This window comes from Branchiibius sp. NY16-3462-2 (assembly GCF_001594145.1).
Lineage (GTDB): Bacteria > Actinomycetota > Actinomycetes > Actinomycetales > Dermatophilaceae > Branchiibius.
In genome coordinates this window covers 114082-131866 of record NZ_LVCF01000042.1, presented here as the reverse complement: position 1 = coordinate 131866, position 17785 = coordinate 114082, and the positions used below count along the sequence as shown (strand labels likewise).

The following is a 17785-nucleotide window of genomic DNA, read 5'->3' as shown; positions in this document are numbered from 1 at the left end:
CGTTCCAAAAGTTGGGGCAGATCCGGCGGTTAGACCAGGGCGGGCTCCGGGGTCAGCACCAGGCCGTCGCTGCCTTCGGGATGATCGACCACGACGGTCTGGCCGTCGAGGACCTCACCGGCCAGCAGCTCCTTGGCCAGCTGGTCGCCAACCTCCTTCTGCACCAACCGCTTCAGGGGCCGGGCACCGTACGCCGGGTCGTAGCCCTCGTCGGCCAGCCACTGCCGCGCGGAGTCGGTGACCGACAACGTGATCCGGCGATCGGCGAGCCGCTTGCTGAAGGAAGCGACCTGCAGATCCACGATCGAGGCCAGCTCCTCCTTGCTGAGCGGGTCGAAGATGACGATCTCATCGAGCCGGTTGAGGAACTCCGGCTTGAACGTCCCACGGACAGTAGCCATCACGCCCTCGTGCTGGGCCTCACGGGTCACCGTCGGGTCGATCAGGAACTGCGAGCCCAGGTTGGAGGTCATCACCAGGATGACGTTGCGGAAGTCGACCGTGCGGCCCTGGCCGTCGGTCAGGCGACCGTCGTCGAGGACCTGCAGCAGGATGTCGAAGGTCTCCGGGTGCGCCTTCTCGACCTCGTCGAGCAGGACCACCGAGTAGGGCCGGCGACGGACCGCCTCGGTCAACTGACCGCCCTCTTCGTAGCCGACGTAACCGGGCGGGGAGCCGATGAGCCGCGCGACCGCGTGCCGCTCGGAGTACTCCGACATATCGATGCGGACCATGGCCCGCTCGTCGTCGAAGAGGAAGTCCGCAAGCGACTTCGCCAACTCGGTCTTACCGACACCCGTGGGGCCGAGGAACAGGAAGCTACCCGTCGGCCGGTCGGGGTCGGAAACCCCTGCGCGCGAACGACGTACGGCGTCCGAGACGGCTTGGACAGCCGCCTTCTGGCCGATCAGTCGCTCACCCAGGACCTCTTCCATCTTGAGCAGTTTCTCGGTCTCACCCTCGAGCAGACGCCCGGCGGGGATCCCGGTCCAGGAGGAGATGACGTCGGCGATGTCGTCGGCACCCACCTCGTCCTTGACCATCGGGCCTTCGCCGGAAGCACCCGCAGTTGATGCGCTGGCCTCGGCAGCCTGCGCCTCCTCGAGTTGCTTCTCCAGCGCCGGGAGGTCACCGAAGCGGATCTTCGAGGCACCGCCCAAGTCACCGTCGCGCTCGAGTTTGTCCATCTGCGTGCGCAATTCGTCGATCTGGGCCTTGAGCTCACCGACCTTGTTCAGACCGGCCTTCTCGGCCTCCCACCGCGCGTTGAGGGCAGCCAGCTGCTCCTCCTTGTCGGCCAGGTCGGCCTGCAGTTTGGCCAGCCGGGCCTTCGAGGCGTCATCGGTCTCGTTCTCCAGGTGCAGCTGCTCCATCATCAACCGGTCGACCGCACGACGCAGTTCGTCGATCTCGACCGGGGAGGAGTCGATCTCCATCCGCAGCCGCGAGGCGGCTTCGTCGATCAGGTCGATTGCCTTGTCCGGCAACTGCCGGGCAGTGATGTAGCGGTCCGACAGGGATGCGGCAGCAACGAGCGCCGAGTCCGCGATGGCGACCTTGTGGTGCGCCTCGTAGCGCTCCTTCAAACCACGCAGGATGGCGATGGTGTCCTCGACGGATGGTTCGCCGACGTAGATCTGCTGGAAACGCCGCTCCAGAGCAGGGTCCTTCTCGATGTGCTCGCGGTACTCGTCCAGCGTGGTCGCACCGACGAGGCGCAACTCGCCGCGGGCCAGCATCGGCTTGAGCATGTTGCCCGCGTCCATCGCGCTGTCACCGGTCGCGCCGGCACCCACGACCGTGTGCAACTCGTCGATGAAGGTGATGACCTGTCCGCCGGAGTTCTTGATCTCCTCCAGGACGGCCTTGAGCCGCTCCTCGAACTCACCGCGGTACTTCGCTCCGGCGACCATCGCACCGAGGTCGAGACTGATCAACCGCTTGCCGCGCAACGACTCTGGGACATCGCCGGCCACGATTCGCTGGGCGAGGCCCTCGACGACGGCGGTCTTGCCGACACCGGGCTCACCGATCAGGACCGGGTTGTTCTTGGTGCGGCGGGACAGCACCTGCACGACACGACGGATCTCCTGGTCGCGGCCGATGACCGGGTCCAGTTTGCCGTCGCGGGCGACAGCCGTCAGGTCGGTGCCGTACTTCTCCAGGGCGTCGAAGGCCGCTTCGGGGTCCTGCGTGGTGACCTTGGCGCCGCCGCGGGTCTGCGGGATCGCAGCCGCGAGCGCATCGGCGTTCAGGCCGTAACCACCGGTGCGAGCCAGCGCGAGCAGCAGGTGATCGGTCGAGGTGAACGTGTCACCCATCGCCGTCATCTCCTGACGGGCGCGCTCGAGCACGTTGAGCAGTTCGCGGGTCATCGACGGCTGGGCAACGGAAGCGCCTGTGCTGCGGGGCAATTGGCCGATCAGCCGCTGGGCTTCGGAGATGACCGCTGAGGCGGACGTACCGGTCGCTTCAAGCAGCGGACCGGTGGTGGTGTCAGTCTGCTCGGCCAGTGCGAGCAGCAGGTGGACGGGCTCGACCTGGGGGTTCCCGGCGGCGGTCGCGTGCTGGACCGCACCGCTGAGGGCCTCCTGGGCCTTGGTGGTCAGTTGCAGATCCACGGTGATGGTTCTCCTTCAAGTGCGTCTGTTAAGTGCTGGTACGGCGGCCCGCGCCTACCCAAGGGACAGGCCGGCCGACGTACGTCCTATGAAGTTCAACCTGCTCAAAGTTGAGCCTATTCCGCTCAACTCTGGATTTCTATGGCCATCGCCTCTCCAGTCTCGCGCACGTTCCTGCGGGTGGTCGAGCGTTGGTTGACTAGGCCCATGAGCGACCTGCTGGCCCTCGGCGACGTGCACTTCATCCTCCTGACCACCTACCGCAAGAACGGTGAGGGCGTCGGGACGCCGGTCTGGGTGGCTCGCGACGGCGACTCGCTGGTCGTCTTCACTCCGAGCGGCACCGCCAAGCTCAAGCGCTTGCGGCACACCTCGCGCGTCGAGGTCGTCGAATGCGGGCGGCGGGGCAAGGTGGCCGACGGCGCCGTCCCCGTTCAAGCCACCGCCTCGATCGAGACGGACCAGGGCAGCGTCGAGAACGTCGCGGCGTTGCTGAAGGCGAAGTACGGCTTGGAGTTCCGCCTGTTCATGGCCGTCGAGTCGGTAGCGTCGTTCGTCCGGCGCAAGCCGAAAGCGCCCCGCGTCGCCATCCGGATCACCGCCGCCTAGCGCGGGTCAGCGGGAGATCCACAGCCAGATCGCCAGCCCGAACCCGGCCGCCGCGATCGTCCAGCGCAACAGATCAGCCGGGACTCGGCGTACGACGGGTGGCCCGGCGTAGCCGCCGACCAGGGCGCCCGCGCCCATCACCAGGGCGGGCAGCCAGTGCACGGGTCCGCTGATCGCGAAGTAGATGGCGGCGACCAGGTTGGACAGGCCGAGCAGGAAGCTCTTCATGATGCTGGCCAGCACGATGGATTCGGAGGTGAACAGCAGCATGGCGGCGAGGAACATCACCCCGGCACCCGCACCGAAGTAGCCGCCGTAGACCGACACTGCGAGCAGCGTGACGGCGAAAGCGCGCGGCGCATCACCGCCGCGCGACAGGGCCCGGATGCGCGGTTGGAGCAACAGCGCCAGTGCGGCCAACGCGACCAGGAAGGGCACGATCGCCGCAAACGAGTCGGCCGGTGCCACCAGCAGAATGACGGCGCCGATCAGGCCGCCGACGATCGAGCAGATGGCCCATACGACCAGGCGGCGCCGGTGGTAGCTGAAAACGTCGCGTCCGGAATTGGCCAGCGCGCCCGCACCCACTCCGACGAGGGCGACGGTGTTGGTGACGTTGGCCGCGACCGGCGGCAGACCCACCGCGAGCAGTGCCGGGTAGGAGACCAGCGACGCCAAACCCGTAACGAAGCCGACCAATCCGGCGAAGAAGCCCGCGGTCAGGAGCAGTAGACCCTCCGGCAGACTCACCGCAGATGCTGGTCCAGCCAGCCACCCTTCTCCGCAGCGGTTGCCTGGAAGCGCTCGACGAGTGCCTTCGCCACGGCGCTGGTCGGGTCATCGATGGTGTCGACCCGCACGTACACCGCCCAGTCGTGGTCCTCGCTGTCGTCCTCCCCCGCGAGGGCCTCCCGGATGACTCGTACCTCCGCGAAGTCGTCATCGCGCAGTTCCTCAGCGACGGCGTCCGCGTCGTCGCGCTCGGGGAAAACCAGGAGGTATTCGGCCATGTGCCCAGCCTGCCAGGCTCCAGGGCCGGCTACTGCACTGGCGCTCCGGCGCAAGGCTGCCTTCAGGCCCATCAGACAATCCCTCGTTCACCTTTCTGATACCGCCCGGGGAATAGCCGCGGCAGCACGCTGAGCACGGCCCAGAAGATCAGCTTCAGCGTTAGTCCGAAGAGGACGATGAAGGCCAGGAACACCACAGCGTGGATCAGGCTTCCATGGTCGTCGAATGCGAGCCCCACGACGCCGTAGATCACATAGCCGCTCGCGCCTACCAGTAACGCCGCCAGGATGGCTCGTGCGCCCAAAGGGAGAACCTGATCCGTTTCGGCGGCTCAGCGCTGTCCACGTTAGATAAGGAAAAACTTCAACGACGCCGACGGCTGAACTCGCAGATTATTCCAACGGTGCCCCGAGCCTGTAGCCGCACATACTGCTGGCCAAGCGCCGCCATTTCGGCATCACGTTGCTCCGCAGAAGCTAGCGCCACAAGCGACTCTTCGCTCTCCGGCGCTACCCGCGGAGTGCTGCAATACGATGGCGAGAGAGCGGACCTGAAACTTTTGCCAGATTCAAACATGCCTCTTCCGTGAATTGCCGCACGCGCTCATCTCCATCAATTTGAAGAAGAACGGCGATCACTAATAGGCAAGCTGTCTCATTCCCCGGAAAGACATACCGCCTATCGCAATTATCGAAGTCGTGTATGAGGAAGTCAGCGATGCTGCGTCGCGTAGTGAACTGCGACATAAACTTGTCCATATTGTCAATATCTCGACTGATGACGGCAGAAGGATTGGCAACCAGACTTTCCGGCGTACACCGAGCGCCATCTGAGTGGCGAAGTCCTGCAGCCGTCCCCGTCATAACGCTTCCCTCAACGGCACCAGGTGTATAAGTAATGTCCCACACCGGATCCACTGCCCCAGGGACAACCAATCCCCATTGGAATCTGACCCTGGACGCTCGGCGGGACGGAGAGACGACATGCTCGACCTCCGAATATGACCGGACCCAACCCTGTCGGCCAACCTTGCGATATCCTAGATCCCCCAAAGTCGGCGTGAAATCAAGTTCATCCATCAAATTGCGTTGCCTCGCCTACTCATCACGCCATGGGTATCGGTCGCGATCACCTCCGCGAGCGATATCTGACCGTGCCCGTTACATGAAACCACGCCAACCCCCTGCTCGTTACAACAGTTCAGGTAGAGTCTCGCCTATTTGATCGTCGAATTTCGAATCATTGAGCAGAAATACTTTGTCCTCCCCTTGCGGAAAAGACCTGCCAGCGTATTGGTGTATTATCGCCCGCAAAATCTCAGCACTAAGTCTCTGATCGTCCTCTAACCGATTTAGGAATTCAGCCGAATTCGAACTAAATTCGGAAATAATGACAGCCGTGCCAGGATCGAAATCTTCTTTTGAATACCTCCCCAGGGAAAGGAACACGTCTTCAAAGGTAGCCCCGTGGAATGAGGGATAGCTCTTCGTCATAGCCCGTGAGCGAACATCAAGCATTTCGAACCGGGTTCGGCGAAGAGTACAGTCGAAATTTACGGAGGAGAAGTCGCAGGCCACGAAGCTAACATCCGTTAAATGTGCGCCGCTTAATTGAACAGCAGACAAATTCGATCGAGTGAAGTGCGCCGACTTGATCTTCGAACGTCGGAGATCAACCTTTTCCCAGGTGGTGGCTTCATTGCCGACCACTTCGATTGCTCCAAGGTTAGAATCGCGAATATACGCGGACCTGAGGTCGCTATCTTGAATGGCGCTACCCCAGAACCTTAGATCGTCACAACGGGCAGCACTCAGATCACAATCCACTATTCTCGCCCGAGAAAATCGGAGGTGAGACAATTCAGAGTACCGAAGATCAAGACCCTGCCATTCGGTGTCCACGACACCGACTTCGCCAGCAGAACTCGCGACTTCATTATAAGTGATTCGCATTCCGCGCAGGTCGAGTTTGCCATCAATCAATGGAACCTGCGGCCGAGAAGATTGCCCGGCCAGCCATCGGCGTACCTGTCGCTTGAGCGTGATACCCTCTTGCGTTTGCCAGCGCTGTCGTAGTGCCTGGATCATTTTTATCTCTACTTGGTGAGGACGAAGCTTCCCGGTCCGAGGTTACGCCCACACCACCACCATCACCGACCTCATCGTTGACCTCGAATAGACGCAAGAAACGCCGACAGGAACGGCCTCAGTGAAGCAACGGCGATAGGGCCGTTCCGGGTCTGGACGCAGGTCTGCTCACACGCGTCACCAAACGTCGGCGACCGGCCGCGCGCCGGCCACCTCTAAGACACCTTGTGCTCGCCCACCGCGCCTACCCTGCCATCGATGCGCAGGAGGTTCGTAGCGATCGGTGACTCCTTCACCGAGGGCGTGGGTGACCCGAACCCGCTCTATCCCAACGGGGTCCGGGGCTGGGCCGACCGGATGGCACGACAACTGGGCCGGTACGACGATCGCTGGCGTTACGCGAACCTCGCCATCCGCAGTAAATACCTGCGCGAAGTTGTCGACGAACAGGTCGAGGATGGCCTAGCCCTACGGCCGACGGTGCTGAGCTTCTACGCCGGCGGCAACGACATCCTGACCGCGCGGGTCAATATGGCCGAGGTCATGGACCTGTACGAACAGACTGTGGACCGGCTTCACGCGTCGGACGCCCAGCTCGTCCTCTTCACCGCCTACGACGCCACCCGTGGCCCGATCCTAGAACCGGTGCGACGACGAATCGCGTTCTATAACAATACGGTTCGCGACATCGCCCGCGACAAGAACGCGATCCTGATCGACCACGACCGGATGTCGACGTTCGCCGATCGTCGACTGTGGAGCTTCGACCGCATCCACATGTCCCGACCCGGCCACAAACACATGGCGGCTGCGATCCTCGCTGAACTCGGCATCCCGCACACGCTGAAACTGCCCGAGTTCCCACCCTTCGAATCCCGGCCGATCGGGCAAACCCTGCGCGAAGAATCGCGCTGGGTGCGCAGCGAGGTGGTGCCGTTGTTGCGCAGGCGAGTCAGCGGCGTACGGGAAGGGGACACCCTCACCCCCAAGTGGCCGGAGCTGATCCGCCCGGCCGATGGGATGAAGCGGCTTGCTCGCCGTTACGGCGGCGACGCTGTCGAGATCCGCCGGGCAGCCGGTCAGTAGGTAGGCGCGGCCGGCAGCCCGACGTAGCTCTCGAGCGCGGTTGCCCTGCGGTGGGTGAAATCGGTCGCCAGGGGCACCCCGACATACCGCACGTGCCAGGGCTCCCACTCGAAACCGGTCACCGCGGTCGCCGTCCTGGGGTAGCGCACGATGAAGCCGTACCGCCACGCGTTGGCCGAAATCCATTGCGCCAGAGCAGAAGTCCCCACGGACCCCTTGAGGTCGATGGATAGTCCTAGTTGGTGCTCGGAGTGACCGGCACGGGCGCACTGCCGATCGGCACCGGCCCGGCCGAGCGTTCGTACGTAGGAGTTGTAGAGCGACAACTGGCCCGCGTAGGACCGGTAGGCGCTAGTGAAACCGGTGGGATGCCCCGCCCGGGCTGCCGCCTGACGGAGGGTGCCGTACGCCGCTGCACAGTCCCGGCGCAACCGGAAAGTGCCGCTCGCGGTCACCAGGGCAGGCGCAAAACCGGCCGGCAGTGCGATGCGTTTGTTGGCGACTCGCCACAGCGAGGCATTCAGCGCCGCAGTCGTGGTTGACACCGAAAGCTGCACTGTCCCAGTCGAAGTCACCAAAGCCAGCCGAGTGATGGCGTTGGCGGGCACGGTCGCCGACACGATCGCCGTGCCGGAAAGGGCGCTGCCCTGGCCGAGCACCTTCCCTGCCTGGTTCTGCAGGCGGACGGCACCGGAAACCCCTGAGACGAGTACGGCGACCCGCGAGGAGGTGACCGGGTAGCACGTCACCTTCGGCGCGGCTACCGCTTGCGCGGATCCAGTGGCCGCCCAGCCAAGCAGCGCAAACCCGCCGGCCAGGGTTGCACGGCGGGTCAGCTCAATGGTCATGAGATGTGATTGTGCCACCCCGCCGGTCGCCTCCGATCAGAGGTTGTTCCGACGGCGGCAGCACGCGAGGTTGGAGCCATGAGTGATGAGAAGAAGTTGAGCGCCAGCCGCTCCATCGATGCGTCGGCCGCCGAGATCTTCGACGTGCTGAGCAACCCGCACCGGCACGTCGACCTGGACACCTCCGGCTTCGTACGCAGCCTCGCGCACGGTGACCGCGTCAAGGAGGTCGGCGACGTGTTCACGATGAACATGGAGGGCGACCACATGGGCGGGGAGTACCAGACCGATAACCACATCAACGGTTTCGCCAAGGACAAGTTGATCGCCTGGCAGACCGCTCCCGCGGGCAACGAGCCGCCCGGCTGGGAGTGGGTCTACGAGCTGGACGCGCAGGGACCCGACCAGACCGAGGTCACGTTGACCTACGACTGGAGCAAGGTCACCGATAAGGAGTTGCTGGCCAAGAATCTCTTCCCGCTGATCTCGCAGGATGAGTTGGACGATTCCCTGGCCAAACTGGCGGAGACCGTCTCCAGCTAGTTACCTGGCTGCCAGCTGACCAGCGCGGTACTCCGGGACGGGCGCAACGGGCGCTCCCCCGGGCGCAGCTCGACGATCTGGCCGTCCGCGCCGGCCGCGAAGATCCGCGTGCCGGCCTGCAGCGCCGTCAGCCGGTCACCCAGTTCAACGACCTTGTCCTGCAGGGCTTCCACCTGGTGCTCCAGCTCCATGATCCGCTGGATGCCGGCCAGGCTGATGCCTTCCTCCTGGGACAACCGTTGGATCTCCCGCAGCAGGGCGATGTCGCGCGCGGAATAGCGCCGACCACCGCCCTGCGTGCGGGAAGGGGTGACCAGACCGAGCCGGTCGTACTGCCGCAGCGTCTGTGCGTGCATCCCGGCCAGCTCAGCGGCCACCGAGATCACGTAGACCGGGGTGTCGTGCGTCGGGGTGAAGCTCATCGCGCAGCCTGCGCTTCCAGCTCCGCCCGGGGGTTGACCCCCTCTTCCTGCTTGGCCAGTGCCTCGACGGCGGCCTTGGCTTCGTCAGTCAGACGTTGCGGTACGACGACCTGCACCTTGGCGAGCAGGTCGCCGGTGCCGGACTTGGCCTTGATACCGCGGCCCTTGACCCGCAGTACCCGACCGGACGGGGTTCCCGCAGCAACCTTGACCTTGACGTGCTTGCCGTCCAGGGTGGGCACGGAAACCGTTGCACCCAAAGCGGCTTCGGCGAAGGTCACCGGCAGGTCCAGGGTCAGGTTGTTGCCGTCCCGGCTGAAGACCGGGTGCGGTGTCACGCTGACCTGCAGCAGCAGATCACCGGCACCGGCCGGGCCTGGCTGACCCTTGCCGCGCAACCGGATGGTCTGACCGTCCTTCACCCCAGCGGGGATCCGGGTCTTGATGGTCTCGCCATCACCGGTCTGCAGCGAAAGCGTCTCGCCTTCAGCGGCCTGCCGGAAGGTGATCGTGGTGCGGGCCTCGAGGTCCGCCCCACGCTGCGGCCGTTGCTGATAACCGCCGAATCCGCCTGCGCCACCGTATTGTCCAGCGCCTGGCTGTCCGCCGCTGAAGGCGCCGAACAGGTCCTCCAGGTTGATGCCCTGGGCGCCGCCACCGCCGGTGGAGAAGCGGACGTTCTGCCCGCCACCAGCGCCACCGCCGAACATCGAGGAGAAGACGTCCTCGAACCCGGCGCCGCCAGCGCCCGCACCACCGCCTGGACCACCCGCCGTGAAGCGGGGGCCGCCACGGGCCATCTGCCGCACCGCGTCGTACTGCTGACGCTGCTCAGGGTCGGACAGGACCTGGTTGGCCTCGCCGATCTCCTTGAACTTGCGCTCGGCCGCTTCGTCCCCCGCATTCTGATCGGGGTGGTACTTGCGGGCGAGCTTGCGGTAGGCCTTCTTGATGTCGGCTTCGCTGGCGTCGCTGGGGACGCCGAGCGTGGCGTAGAAGTCCTTCTCGAACCAGTCCTGACTAGCCATGTCCGACGCCTCCCTTCGTGTGAATGTTGTTGTGTGTCAAAGAATCACGCCGGATCTGCGACGGCGACCCGCGCAGGTCGCAGCACGCGGTCTCCGAGTTTGTAGCCCGGTTGGATCACCTGCACGACGGTGGTGCCCTCGGACCCCTCCGGCACCTCGGCCTGGATGTGCATCAGGGCCTCGTGCACGGTGGGATCGAACGCGTCGCCCACGGCGCCGTACTGCACCAGTCCGTGCTTGGTCAGCACCGCGTCGAGCTTGTCGGCGATCTTCTCGAAGGGCGAACCCTCCAGGTCACCGTGCTGCCGGGCCAGGTGGATCTCGTCCAGCACAGGCAGGATCGAGTCCAGCACCCCGATCGCACCGGCTTCACGGTGCGTGTCGCGGTCCCGGTCCACGCGCTTCTTGTAGTTGACGTATTCCGCCTGCAGACGCTGCAGATCCTCGAGCCGCTCCTGCGCGAGAAGCGTGTCGGGGTGCAGTCCGTCAGTCGATGCGGCAGCTTCGGCCGCTTTCAGGTCGGCAGCCGATTGCTCGGGCTGCCGGACCTCACCAGTCTCCGGGTCGAGGCGCCGCTTGTCGCGGACCACCGGCCCGGTGGCCTCGGACTCCTCGCTCTCGCGAGGGTCCGAGGCCTCGGGGTTGTTGACGGAGTCCGTCACTTGGTGTCCTCGTCGTCCTCGACCACTTCGGCGTCAACCACGTCGTCGTCACCACTCGGCGTACCTTCCGCCGAACCGGTGGACTCGCCACCAGCAGAGGCGCTTTCGGCCTCGGCCTGGGACGCGGCGTACATCGCGGCACCCATCTTCTGGGAGGCGTCGTTGACGGCAGTCGTCTTGGCCGAGATGTCCTCCGCAGAGGTGTTCTCGTCCTTCAGCGCGGCCTTGAGGTCCTCGACAGCCTTGGTGACCTCGTCCTTGGTCTCGGCCGGAACCTTCTCGCCGTTGTCGGCGAGGAACTTCTCGGTCGAGTAGACCAGGTTCTCCGCGGTGTTGCGGGCCTCGGTCTCCTCACGACGCTTCTTGTCCTCAGCGGCGTGCTCCTCGGCCTCGCGGACCATGCGGTCGATGTCTTCCTTCGGCAGGGCGGACCCACCGGAGATCGTCATCGACTGCTCCTTGCCGGTGCCGCGGTCCTTGGCGGACACGTGCACGATGCCGTTGGCGTCGATGTCGAAGGTGACCTCGATCTGCGGGATGCCACGAGGAGCCGGAGCGATGCCGGTCAGCTCGAAGTTGCCCAGCGGCTTGTTCAGCTTGGCGATCTCGCGCTCACCCTGGAAGACCTGGATCTCCACCGACGGCTGGTTGTCCTCAGCCGTGCTGAAGACCTCCGAACGCTTCGTCGGGATAGCGGTGTTGCGCTCGATCAGCTTGGTGAACAGGCCACCCTTGGTCTCGATGCCCAGGCTCAGCGGGGTCACGTCGATCAGCAGGACGTCCTTGCGCTCACCCTTCAGCACACCGGCCTGCAGGCTCGCGCCGACCGCGACGACCTCGTCGGGGTTGACACCCTTATTGGCTTCCTTGCCACCGGTGAGCTCCTTGACGACCTCGGCCACGGCGGGCATGCGGGTCGAACCACCCACGAGCACAATGTGATCGATGTCCTCAACCTTGATGCCGGCGTCCTTGATGACCTGCTTGAAGGGCGCCTTGGTGCGGTCCAGCAGGTCCTTGGTCATCTGCTCGAACTGAGCGCGGGTGATCGTCTCGTCCAGGTGGATCGGGCCGTTCTCACCCATGCTGAGGTACTGCAGGGAGATGTTGGTGCTGGTGCTCGACGAGAGCTCCTTCTTGGCCTGCTCCGCCGCGTCGCGCAGACGCTGCATCGCGATCTTGTCCTTGGACAGGTCGACACCGGTCGTGTTCTTCACGGTGGTCAGGAGGTGCTGCACGATCCGGTCGTCCCAGTCGTCACCACCCAGCTTGTTGTCACCGCTGGTCGCCCGCACCTGGATGGTCGCGAAGCCGTCCTCGGGGTCCTTGCCGACTTCCAGCAGGGACACATCGAACGTGCCACCACCGAGGTCGAAGACCAGGATGAGCTCGTCTTCCTTGCCCTTGTCGAGGCCGTAGGCCAGGGCCGCAGCGGTCGGCTCGTTGATGATGCGCAGGACGTTCAGACCCGCGATCTCACCGGCCTCCTTGGTGGCCTGACGCTCGGCGTCATCGAAGTACGCCGGCACGGTGATGACCGCGTCCGTCACGTCTTCGCCCAGGTAGGACTCCGCGTCGCGCTTGAGCTTCATCAGGATGCGGGCCGAGATCTCCTGCGGCGTGTACTTCTTGCCGTCGATCTCGGTGGTCCAGTCGGTGCCCATGTGGCGCTTGACGGAGCGGATGGTCCGGTCGACGTTGGTGACGGCCTGGCGCTTGGCGATCTCGCCGACCAGAACGTCGCCGTTCTTCGCGAACGCGACAACGGACGGCGTGGTGCGGCCGCCCTCGGCGTTGGCGATGATTTCGGGGTCGTTGCCCTCGAGGACAGCGACAGCTGAGTTGGTGGTGCCGAGGTCGATGCCTACCGCACGAGCCATGAGTGGTGCTCCTTTTGTTTGTTGATATCCAGTACGCCGAGGAGCCGGTTTTCGTGCCCCTCACCTTGCGGGATTGACTGCTTCCGACTCAACCCCGCTTCGTCGGAGTTGTCAAACCCCTGCTCCGCAAAGTTGCGTTCACTAGACTCAACTTTGGTTAGGGTGACTTTGTTCCCCGGCAACCGCACCGATTTTGAGGATCACGACGTTTCTGAGGACTCCGCGCGCGCTCACATCCTCAAAACCCTGGAAGTCCTCAGAATCATCGGGCTGACACACTCACGTCGTGGCATGTGTGCTGGTGGCTTCGACCCCTGAGGCATCGTGGCTGCCGAGTGGAAGCACCGCGGAGGTGTGGGTTGGCCAGGACTGCCCGACTCCGTCGCCGGCGATCATCGTGCGGTTACTGCTGCTGCGCGGCGAGACGTTCTTCTGTGTCTCATCGCCAAAAGGGCTCGATCTGCCCACGCTCTTCCTGGGCAGCGGCGCCGAACGGCTCACCGCGACAGAGGGATTGCGTCAACTGCTGCAACGGACGCTCAGCCAACCAGACGTTGCGGTGCGATGCGTCGGTTACGTGCGCAACGTCGCACCTGAGCCCGATGCCGACTACCCACATCCCACACCCGATGCTTACGTGCCGGTCTTCGCAGTCGATGACGCAGTGAAACCGGTCGTCCCCGGCGAGTGGATCGGGGTCCACGCCAACCTGAATGAGCGCCACTGGTGGCCGATCGCCGTCCACGCAGTGCGCTGACAAGTCATTGAAGGCACGGCGCAGCCGCTCCTGCATTTACTTCAATGCATAATGTATGCATGGCGTCTTTGCTGCAGATCCGAAACGTTCCCGACGAAGCGCGCCAGCAACTCAAGGCGCGCGCCGCGACGCGCGGGCAATCGCTCAACAGCTACTTACTCGAAGTGATCCAGCGCGAGGTCGAACGCCCTACTGCCGACGAGGTGTTCGCTAGGGCAGCGGCGCGCAGTGAGCGGTCGGCTGTCTCCTCAGCGGAGGTCATCTCGAACGCCCGTGCCGAGCGCGCGGCCGGATGATCGTCGTCGATGCTTCTGCAGTGGTCGACGCGCTCACGCTCGCACCGGCGACCGAAGAACTGCGCCACACGCTGAGTGCAGAGGACCTGCACGCTCCCCAACTCATCGACTTTGAGGTCGTGTCCGCGATTCGCGGACTGACTCTCGGCGGACACCTCAGCCCCGCCCGGGCCGAGGATGCGCTCACCGACTACGCCGAGTTACCGATCCAGCGGTGGCCGAGTGACGGGGCATTGAGACTGCGCAGTTTCCAGTTACGCCAGAACCTCAGCGCGTACGACGCGGCGTACGTCGTCCTGGCCGAGGCCCTTGACTGCCACCTGGTCACCCGGGACGGCAGACTCGCGCGTTCCACCGGTCACGACGTCCGGATCCGCACTCTCTGAGAACGCCTCTCGGCCCGGTCAGGAAGGTGAGGTACGGCGAGCGGCGAGCACTCGGCGTACCCGATAGCGGGCGGTCCAGCCGAGCAGCAGCGTCATCCCCATTGAGAACACGAGGAACAACCACTCCTCACTCTCACCGGTGGTCAGGCGCACGACACCCGTGAGCGACACCAACGCCATGATCAGACAGGCCAGGACGGTGCCGATGGTGTAGAGCAGGTACAGCCCCTGCACAGCGGGGCGCGGCGAGAGCGGCGGCTCCTCGCGCAACGCCGTACGCATGGAACGGGCCATGCCCTGCCGCTCGAGGCGCTCCGCGCCGGGCACCTGCTGCGGCTCCACCCGGCCATTGGCCAGGTCCGCGACACCGGGCGGCAACCCCAGTAGACCAACCAACTCGGTGAGCTCGGTGCCGGTTCCAGCCTTGCGTCGCAAGAGAACTCGCAGATCGACCGCTTCGACCGGTCCTGCAGCGATCGCTGCCAAGGCTTCGACGACGTGGGGTTCGATGTCCAAGGTCTGCATCATCGTCGTACGCCATGCGCGATTCCAGATCCACCGGCCGAGTTGCTCGCCCTTATGCCAGATCTCGAATCCGGTTGCATCTGCTGAACGCCACAACACCAGTTGGCGCCGACGGCCACCGACCACCGTGGACACCGTGACGAACACCTCTTGGCTGTGGGGGAGCCGGGCGCCCGCCCCAACCTCGTCCGAATCATCAACGGGCAGAACCAGCGTCGTCTGCGGATCGAGCGACGCCAGCCACGCAGGCCCCGCCTTGTGTGCACCGAAGCGGGCCTCCACCGGAGCGCCGGCGATCACCATGACCATGGTCTCGGGGTCGGCAGGGGTCATCGACGGCAGACCCAGAGCGGACAGTCCGTCCAGTAGTTCATCCGCATCCTCGCTGTCCGCGAGCGCCTCGACGATCCCCGCCCGGTCTTCCTCACGTGCCTCGAAGAGGGTTAGCAACTGGTCAGCAACGTCTTCTGGCGGAGCCTCCGGCCCGTGCCGCATCCCATCGGCATCGCGGACGATGACCTCGGGGCGGCCCTCCGGCCGGGACGAATCGTGCGCCACCGACACCCAGGGCATCGGCAGTAGGCCCGCGACTGACTCATCGGCCCAAACCGCTGACCAGCCCGTCGCACTAGTCGGGCCGACGTCCGCCGCGACACGTGCCTGCTCCAGGTCCGTCACGATCGACTCCTGCGCCGCACGCACTATCCACAACATGTGCGAACCCGGCTAGAAGCGCGGCGGGTGCAGCGTCAGGTGGCGACCAGTGACGCGACGGTAGACGTACTCGGCCACGAAGCTGAACACCAGGACGACCAGCAACGTGATCCACGTGCTGGCGGGTCCGGTGTGAATGGCGTAACCCAGCAACAAGCAGAACAGCGCCAGGTTCAACAGCACCGCGAGCCACAGCAGCGGCCGCTTGGCGCCGGTCTGGTCCGCCAGGCGCAGATGGCCGAGGCTGACGGTGCCGTAGACGATCAGGAACGCCAGGCTGGCCATCTGCCCCACTGCGGACAGTGGGAAGAAGACCACGAACGCGCAGGTCAGGCCGCCGGCTATCAGCAGTCCCCACGTGCCGCTGTGCCAGACCCCACGGGCGAAGTCCTCGGGCATCTCACCCTCTTTGGCAACGGTGTACGCCAGGTTCGCGTCGCCGAAGAGGGTGGCGTTGACGCCGGACGCGGTGGCCAACAGTGCGGCCGCCCCGATCACGACGAACCCGACGTGGCCCAAGGCCGCCCGACCGGCTTCGGCGAAGACGTGGCCCTGGTTCTCGACGATCCCGGACAACGGCAGCAGCATCACGATGAGTGCACTCACCACGACGTAGACGACGATCACGATGGCCAACGCCTGGTACATCGCCCGCGGCAACTCCTTGGCCGGGTTCTTCATGTCACCGGCGGAGTTGGTCACCACCCCGAAGCCTTCGTACGTGACGTAGAGCAGACCGGCCGCGAACAGGATCCCGAGCGCGCCCTCGCCCCCGACCTGGTGGAAGCGGTCGGGATCAGCCTTGAAGAAGGACGCAACGACAAAGATGGCGATGATGGCCAACTCGATGCCGATCACGAAAAGTTCTGAGCGGCCGACGAGCTTGGAACCGATCATGTTGACGCCGACCAACACGACGACCAGCGCGACGCCGATCACCTTGCCCGACCAGTCCGGAGTGTCGAACGGCAGCAGGTCCCGGGCGTAGCCCGCGAAACCGGCGGCGTAGAGGGCCATCGCGATGATCCAGCCGAGGAACTGGAAGATGTTCAAGCCGCCGGCGATCAGACCGTCGCCGAAGCACCGGATGAGGAATGCAGCAGCGCCACCGCGACTGGGGAACTTGGCGCCGAGTTTGGCGTAGGAGTACACGCTGAACAGCGACACCAGACCACCGACCAGGAAAGCCACCGGGATCCACACGCCGGCGGTCGTCGCCGCCAGGCCCACCAAGGTGTAGAGCCCGGCGCCCATCATTCCGCCGACGCCGATGGCCGTTGCCGACGCAACCGTGATCGCGCCCTTCTTGGGAGCGCTCGCGCCAGCCGGCGTCGCAGTCGTCATTTCCGAGATTCTGCCGACAGCACAGCGCACTCGCAATCAAAGGGCGACATTCCGCGCGTCGCCATCGCCGTGATCAGATCGGCCAGAATGGCCGGGTGGGTGTGGATCTCGACGAACTGAAACGGCTCCGGCGTGCCCGGGACCGGATGGATCGCGAGTACAGCCAGCCACTCGACGTACCTGCGTTGGCGCGCACGGCCCTGATGTCGCCCGCCCACTTCAGCCGACGATTTAGCCAGACGTACGCCGAGACCCCCTACTCGTATCTGATGACCCGCCGCATCGAGCGGGCCAAGGCCCTGCTGCGACAGGGTGAGTTGAGCGTCACGGACGTCTGTTTCCTGGTCGGGTGCACGAGTCTCGGCTCGTTCTCGGCGAAGTTCACCCAGATCGTCGGGATGACCCCGTCGGCGTACCGCGCTGCGAATCATGAGGCGCTGCGCACTGTCCCACCGTGCGAGGCGCGCATCCTGACCCGGCCGCGCAAACGCCCGCCCAACCGAGCAGTTTCGGAGAAGCGCTCCGCCCGCTGACCCTCTAGTTTCGTAGTCATGGCAACCACCCTCGCCCTCGTCCATATCTACGTCGACGACACCGCCGCCGCGACCGGGTTCTATCGCGACGCACTCGGCCTCGTCGTGCAGAACGAGGTGGAGAACGACGGCTTCCACTGGATCACCCTGGCTTCACCGGCGGACCCCACGTTGCAGATCGTGCTGTCCGAACCGCAGGCCGGGCGGTCGAAGGAGGATGGCGAGGCCCTGGCGACGTTGCTGGCCAAGGGTGAGTTGAGCCCGGTGCAGTTCCGCACCGACGACCTGGCCGAACTCTTCGACCGGCTCGCCGCGGCCACCGGTGCTGAGGTCGTGCAGGAGCCGACCGATCAGTTCTGGGGTGTGCGCGATGCCGCCGTGCGTGACCCCGCCGGCAACCTGCTGCGCATCCAACAGGCCTGACCACGAGAGG

20 protein-coding genes are annotated in these 17785 nt (G+C 64.9%); 8 read left to right on the top strand and 12 right to left on the bottom strand.

The features are described from left to right. Positions 1-29 precede the first annotated feature (29 nt). Complete coding sequence (clpB, locus tag AZH51_RS15540) at positions 30-2621, bottom strand: ATP-dependent chaperone ClpB (RefSeq protein ID WP_291525759.1); 2592 nt, start codon at positions 2619-2621, stop codon at positions 30-32. Positions 2622-2828: 207 nt separating this feature from the next. Here clpB and AZH51_RS15535 point away from each other — a divergent pair, with 207 nt between their 5' ends. Further along, positions 2829-3230 carry a PPOX class F420-dependent oxidoreductase gene (locus AZH51_RS15535; RefSeq protein ID WP_291525758.1) on the top strand — a complete coding sequence of 134 codons (402 nt, stop codon included), beginning with the start codon at positions 2829-2831 and terminating at the stop codon, positions 3228-3230. 6 nt (positions 3231-3236) lie between these two features. On the opposite strand, the gene AZH51_RS15530 is transcribed toward AZH51_RS15535, so the two are convergent. The 4 genes from AZH51_RS15530 to AZH51_RS15515 form a co-directional block, all read right to left on the bottom strand. Then, positions 3237-3980 carry a sulfite exporter TauE/SafE family protein gene (locus tag AZH51_RS15530; RefSeq protein WP_291525757.1) on the bottom strand — a complete coding sequence of 248 codons (744 nt, stop codon included), beginning with the start codon at positions 3978-3980 and terminating at the stop codon, positions 3237-3239. Then, positions 3977-4240 (bottom strand): hypothetical protein, encoded by a 264-nt coding sequence (locus tag AZH51_RS15525; RefSeq protein WP_291525756.1) that lies wholly within the window; start codon positions 4238-4240, stop codon positions 3977-3979. Before AZH51_RS15525 ends, AZH51_RS15530 begins: the two co-directional genes overlap by 4 nt. A gap of 71 nt (positions 4241-4311) precedes the next feature. Beyond that, entirely contained in the window at positions 4312-4545 is a 234-nt protein-coding gene (locus AZH51_RS15520; RefSeq protein ID WP_291525755.1) for a hypothetical protein, read from the bottom strand. An 886-nt stretch (positions 4546-5431) separates the two neighbouring features. After that, positions 5432-6328 carry a pentapeptide repeat-containing protein gene (locus AZH51_RS15515; protein WP_291525754.1) on the bottom strand — a complete coding sequence of 299 codons (897 nt, stop codon included), beginning with the start codon at positions 6326-6328 and terminating at the stop codon, positions 5432-5434. 258 nt (positions 6329-6586) lie between these two features. Between AZH51_RS15515 and AZH51_RS15510 the strand changes: the two genes are divergently transcribed. Next, a complete protein-coding gene (locus tag AZH51_RS15510) occupies positions 6587-7414 on the top strand; it encodes an SGNH/GDSL hydrolase family protein (protein WP_291525753.1) in 828 nt (275 codons plus the stop codon). Here AZH51_RS15510 and AZH51_RS15505 read toward each other — a convergent pair. Then, entirely contained in the window at positions 7408-8262 is an 855-nt protein-coding gene (locus AZH51_RS15505; protein WP_291525752.1) for a M15 family metallopeptidase, read from the bottom strand. The genes AZH51_RS15510 and AZH51_RS15505 overlap by 7 nt on opposite strands. A gap of 78 nt (positions 8263-8340) precedes the next feature. On the opposite strand from AZH51_RS15505, the gene AZH51_RS15500 reads away from it, so the two are divergent. After that, positions 8341-8805, top strand: a complete 465-nt coding sequence (locus tag AZH51_RS15500) for an SRPBCC family protein (protein WP_291525751.1) — start codon at positions 8341-8343, stop codon at positions 8803-8805. Here the strand turns inward: AZH51_RS15500 and AZH51_RS15495 are convergent. From AZH51_RS15495 to dnaK, 4 genes are read right to left on the bottom strand one after another with little or no spacing between them, the layout of a single operon-like run. Then, complete coding sequence (locus AZH51_RS15495; RefSeq protein ID WP_291525750.1) at positions 8802-9227, bottom strand: helix-turn-helix transcriptional regulator; 426 nt, start codon at positions 9225-9227, stop codon at positions 8802-8804. The two genes, AZH51_RS15500 and AZH51_RS15495, sit on opposite strands and share 4 nt — an antisense overlap. Beyond that, positions 9224-10255, bottom strand: coding sequence for a DnaJ C-terminal domain-containing protein (locus tag AZH51_RS15490; protein ID WP_291525749.1), 1032 nt, complete (start codon positions 10253-10255; stop codon positions 9224-9226). The genes AZH51_RS15495 and AZH51_RS15490 overlap by 4 nt, the downstream gene beginning before the upstream one ends. A 44-nt stretch (positions 10256-10299) precedes the next feature. Continuing rightward, positions 10300-10917, bottom strand: coding sequence for a nucleotide exchange factor GrpE (locus AZH51_RS15485; RefSeq protein WP_291525748.1), 618 nt, complete (start codon positions 10915-10917; stop codon positions 10300-10302). Next, entirely contained in the window at positions 10914-12797 is a 1884-nt protein-coding gene (gene dnaK / locus AZH51_RS15480; protein WP_291525747.1) for a molecular chaperone DnaK, read from the bottom strand. The genes AZH51_RS15485 and dnaK overlap by 4 nt, the downstream gene beginning before the upstream one ends. A 286-nt stretch (positions 12798-13083) precedes the next feature. Here dnaK and AZH51_RS15475 point away from each other — a divergent pair, with 286 nt between their 5' ends. Genes AZH51_RS15475 through AZH51_RS15465 form a run of 3 tightly spaced genes read left to right on the top strand, consistent with a single transcriptional unit; the run spans position 13084 to position 14236 of the window. Continuing rightward, complete coding sequence (locus AZH51_RS15475) at positions 13084-13554, top strand: NUDIX hydrolase (RefSeq protein WP_291525746.1); 471 nt, start codon at positions 13084-13086, stop codon at positions 13552-13554. A 59-nt stretch (positions 13555-13613) separates the two neighbouring features. Further along, entirely contained in the window at positions 13614-13850 is a 237-nt protein-coding gene (locus tag AZH51_RS15470) for a hypothetical protein (RefSeq protein ID WP_291525745.1), read from the top strand. Next, positions 13847-14236 carry a type II toxin-antitoxin system VapC family toxin gene (locus AZH51_RS15465; protein ID WP_291525744.1) on the top strand — a complete coding sequence of 130 codons (390 nt, stop codon included), beginning with the start codon at positions 13847-13849 and terminating at the stop codon, positions 14234-14236. The genes AZH51_RS15470 and AZH51_RS15465 overlap by 4 nt, the downstream gene beginning before the upstream one ends. A gap of 18 nt (positions 14237-14254) precedes the next feature. Here the strand turns inward: AZH51_RS15465 and AZH51_RS15460 are convergent, their stop codons facing one another. Next, on the bottom strand, positions 14255-15475 hold the full coding sequence (locus AZH51_RS15460) for a hypothetical protein (protein WP_291525743.1): 1221 nt from the start codon (positions 15473-15475) through the stop codon (positions 14255-14257). A gap of 12 nt (positions 15476-15487) precedes the next feature. Continuing rightward, on the bottom strand, positions 15488-16819 hold the full coding sequence (locus AZH51_RS15455) for an APC family permease (RefSeq protein ID WP_291525742.1): 1332 nt from the start codon (positions 16817-16819) through the stop codon (positions 15488-15490). A 146-nt stretch (positions 16820-16965) separates the two neighbouring features. Between AZH51_RS15455 and AZH51_RS15450 the strand changes: the two genes are divergently transcribed. After that, on the top strand, positions 16966-17352 hold the full coding sequence (locus AZH51_RS15450; protein WP_291525855.1) for a helix-turn-helix transcriptional regulator: 387 nt from the start codon (positions 16966-16968) through the stop codon (positions 17350-17352). Positions 17353-17370: 18 nt separating this feature from the next. Next, positions 17371-17775: a VOC family protein gene (locus AZH51_RS15445; RefSeq protein ID WP_291525741.1), complete on the top strand. Its 405-nt coding sequence runs from the start codon at positions 17371-17373 to the stop codon at positions 17773-17775. The last annotated feature ends 10 nt before the right edge of the window (positions 17776-17785 follow it).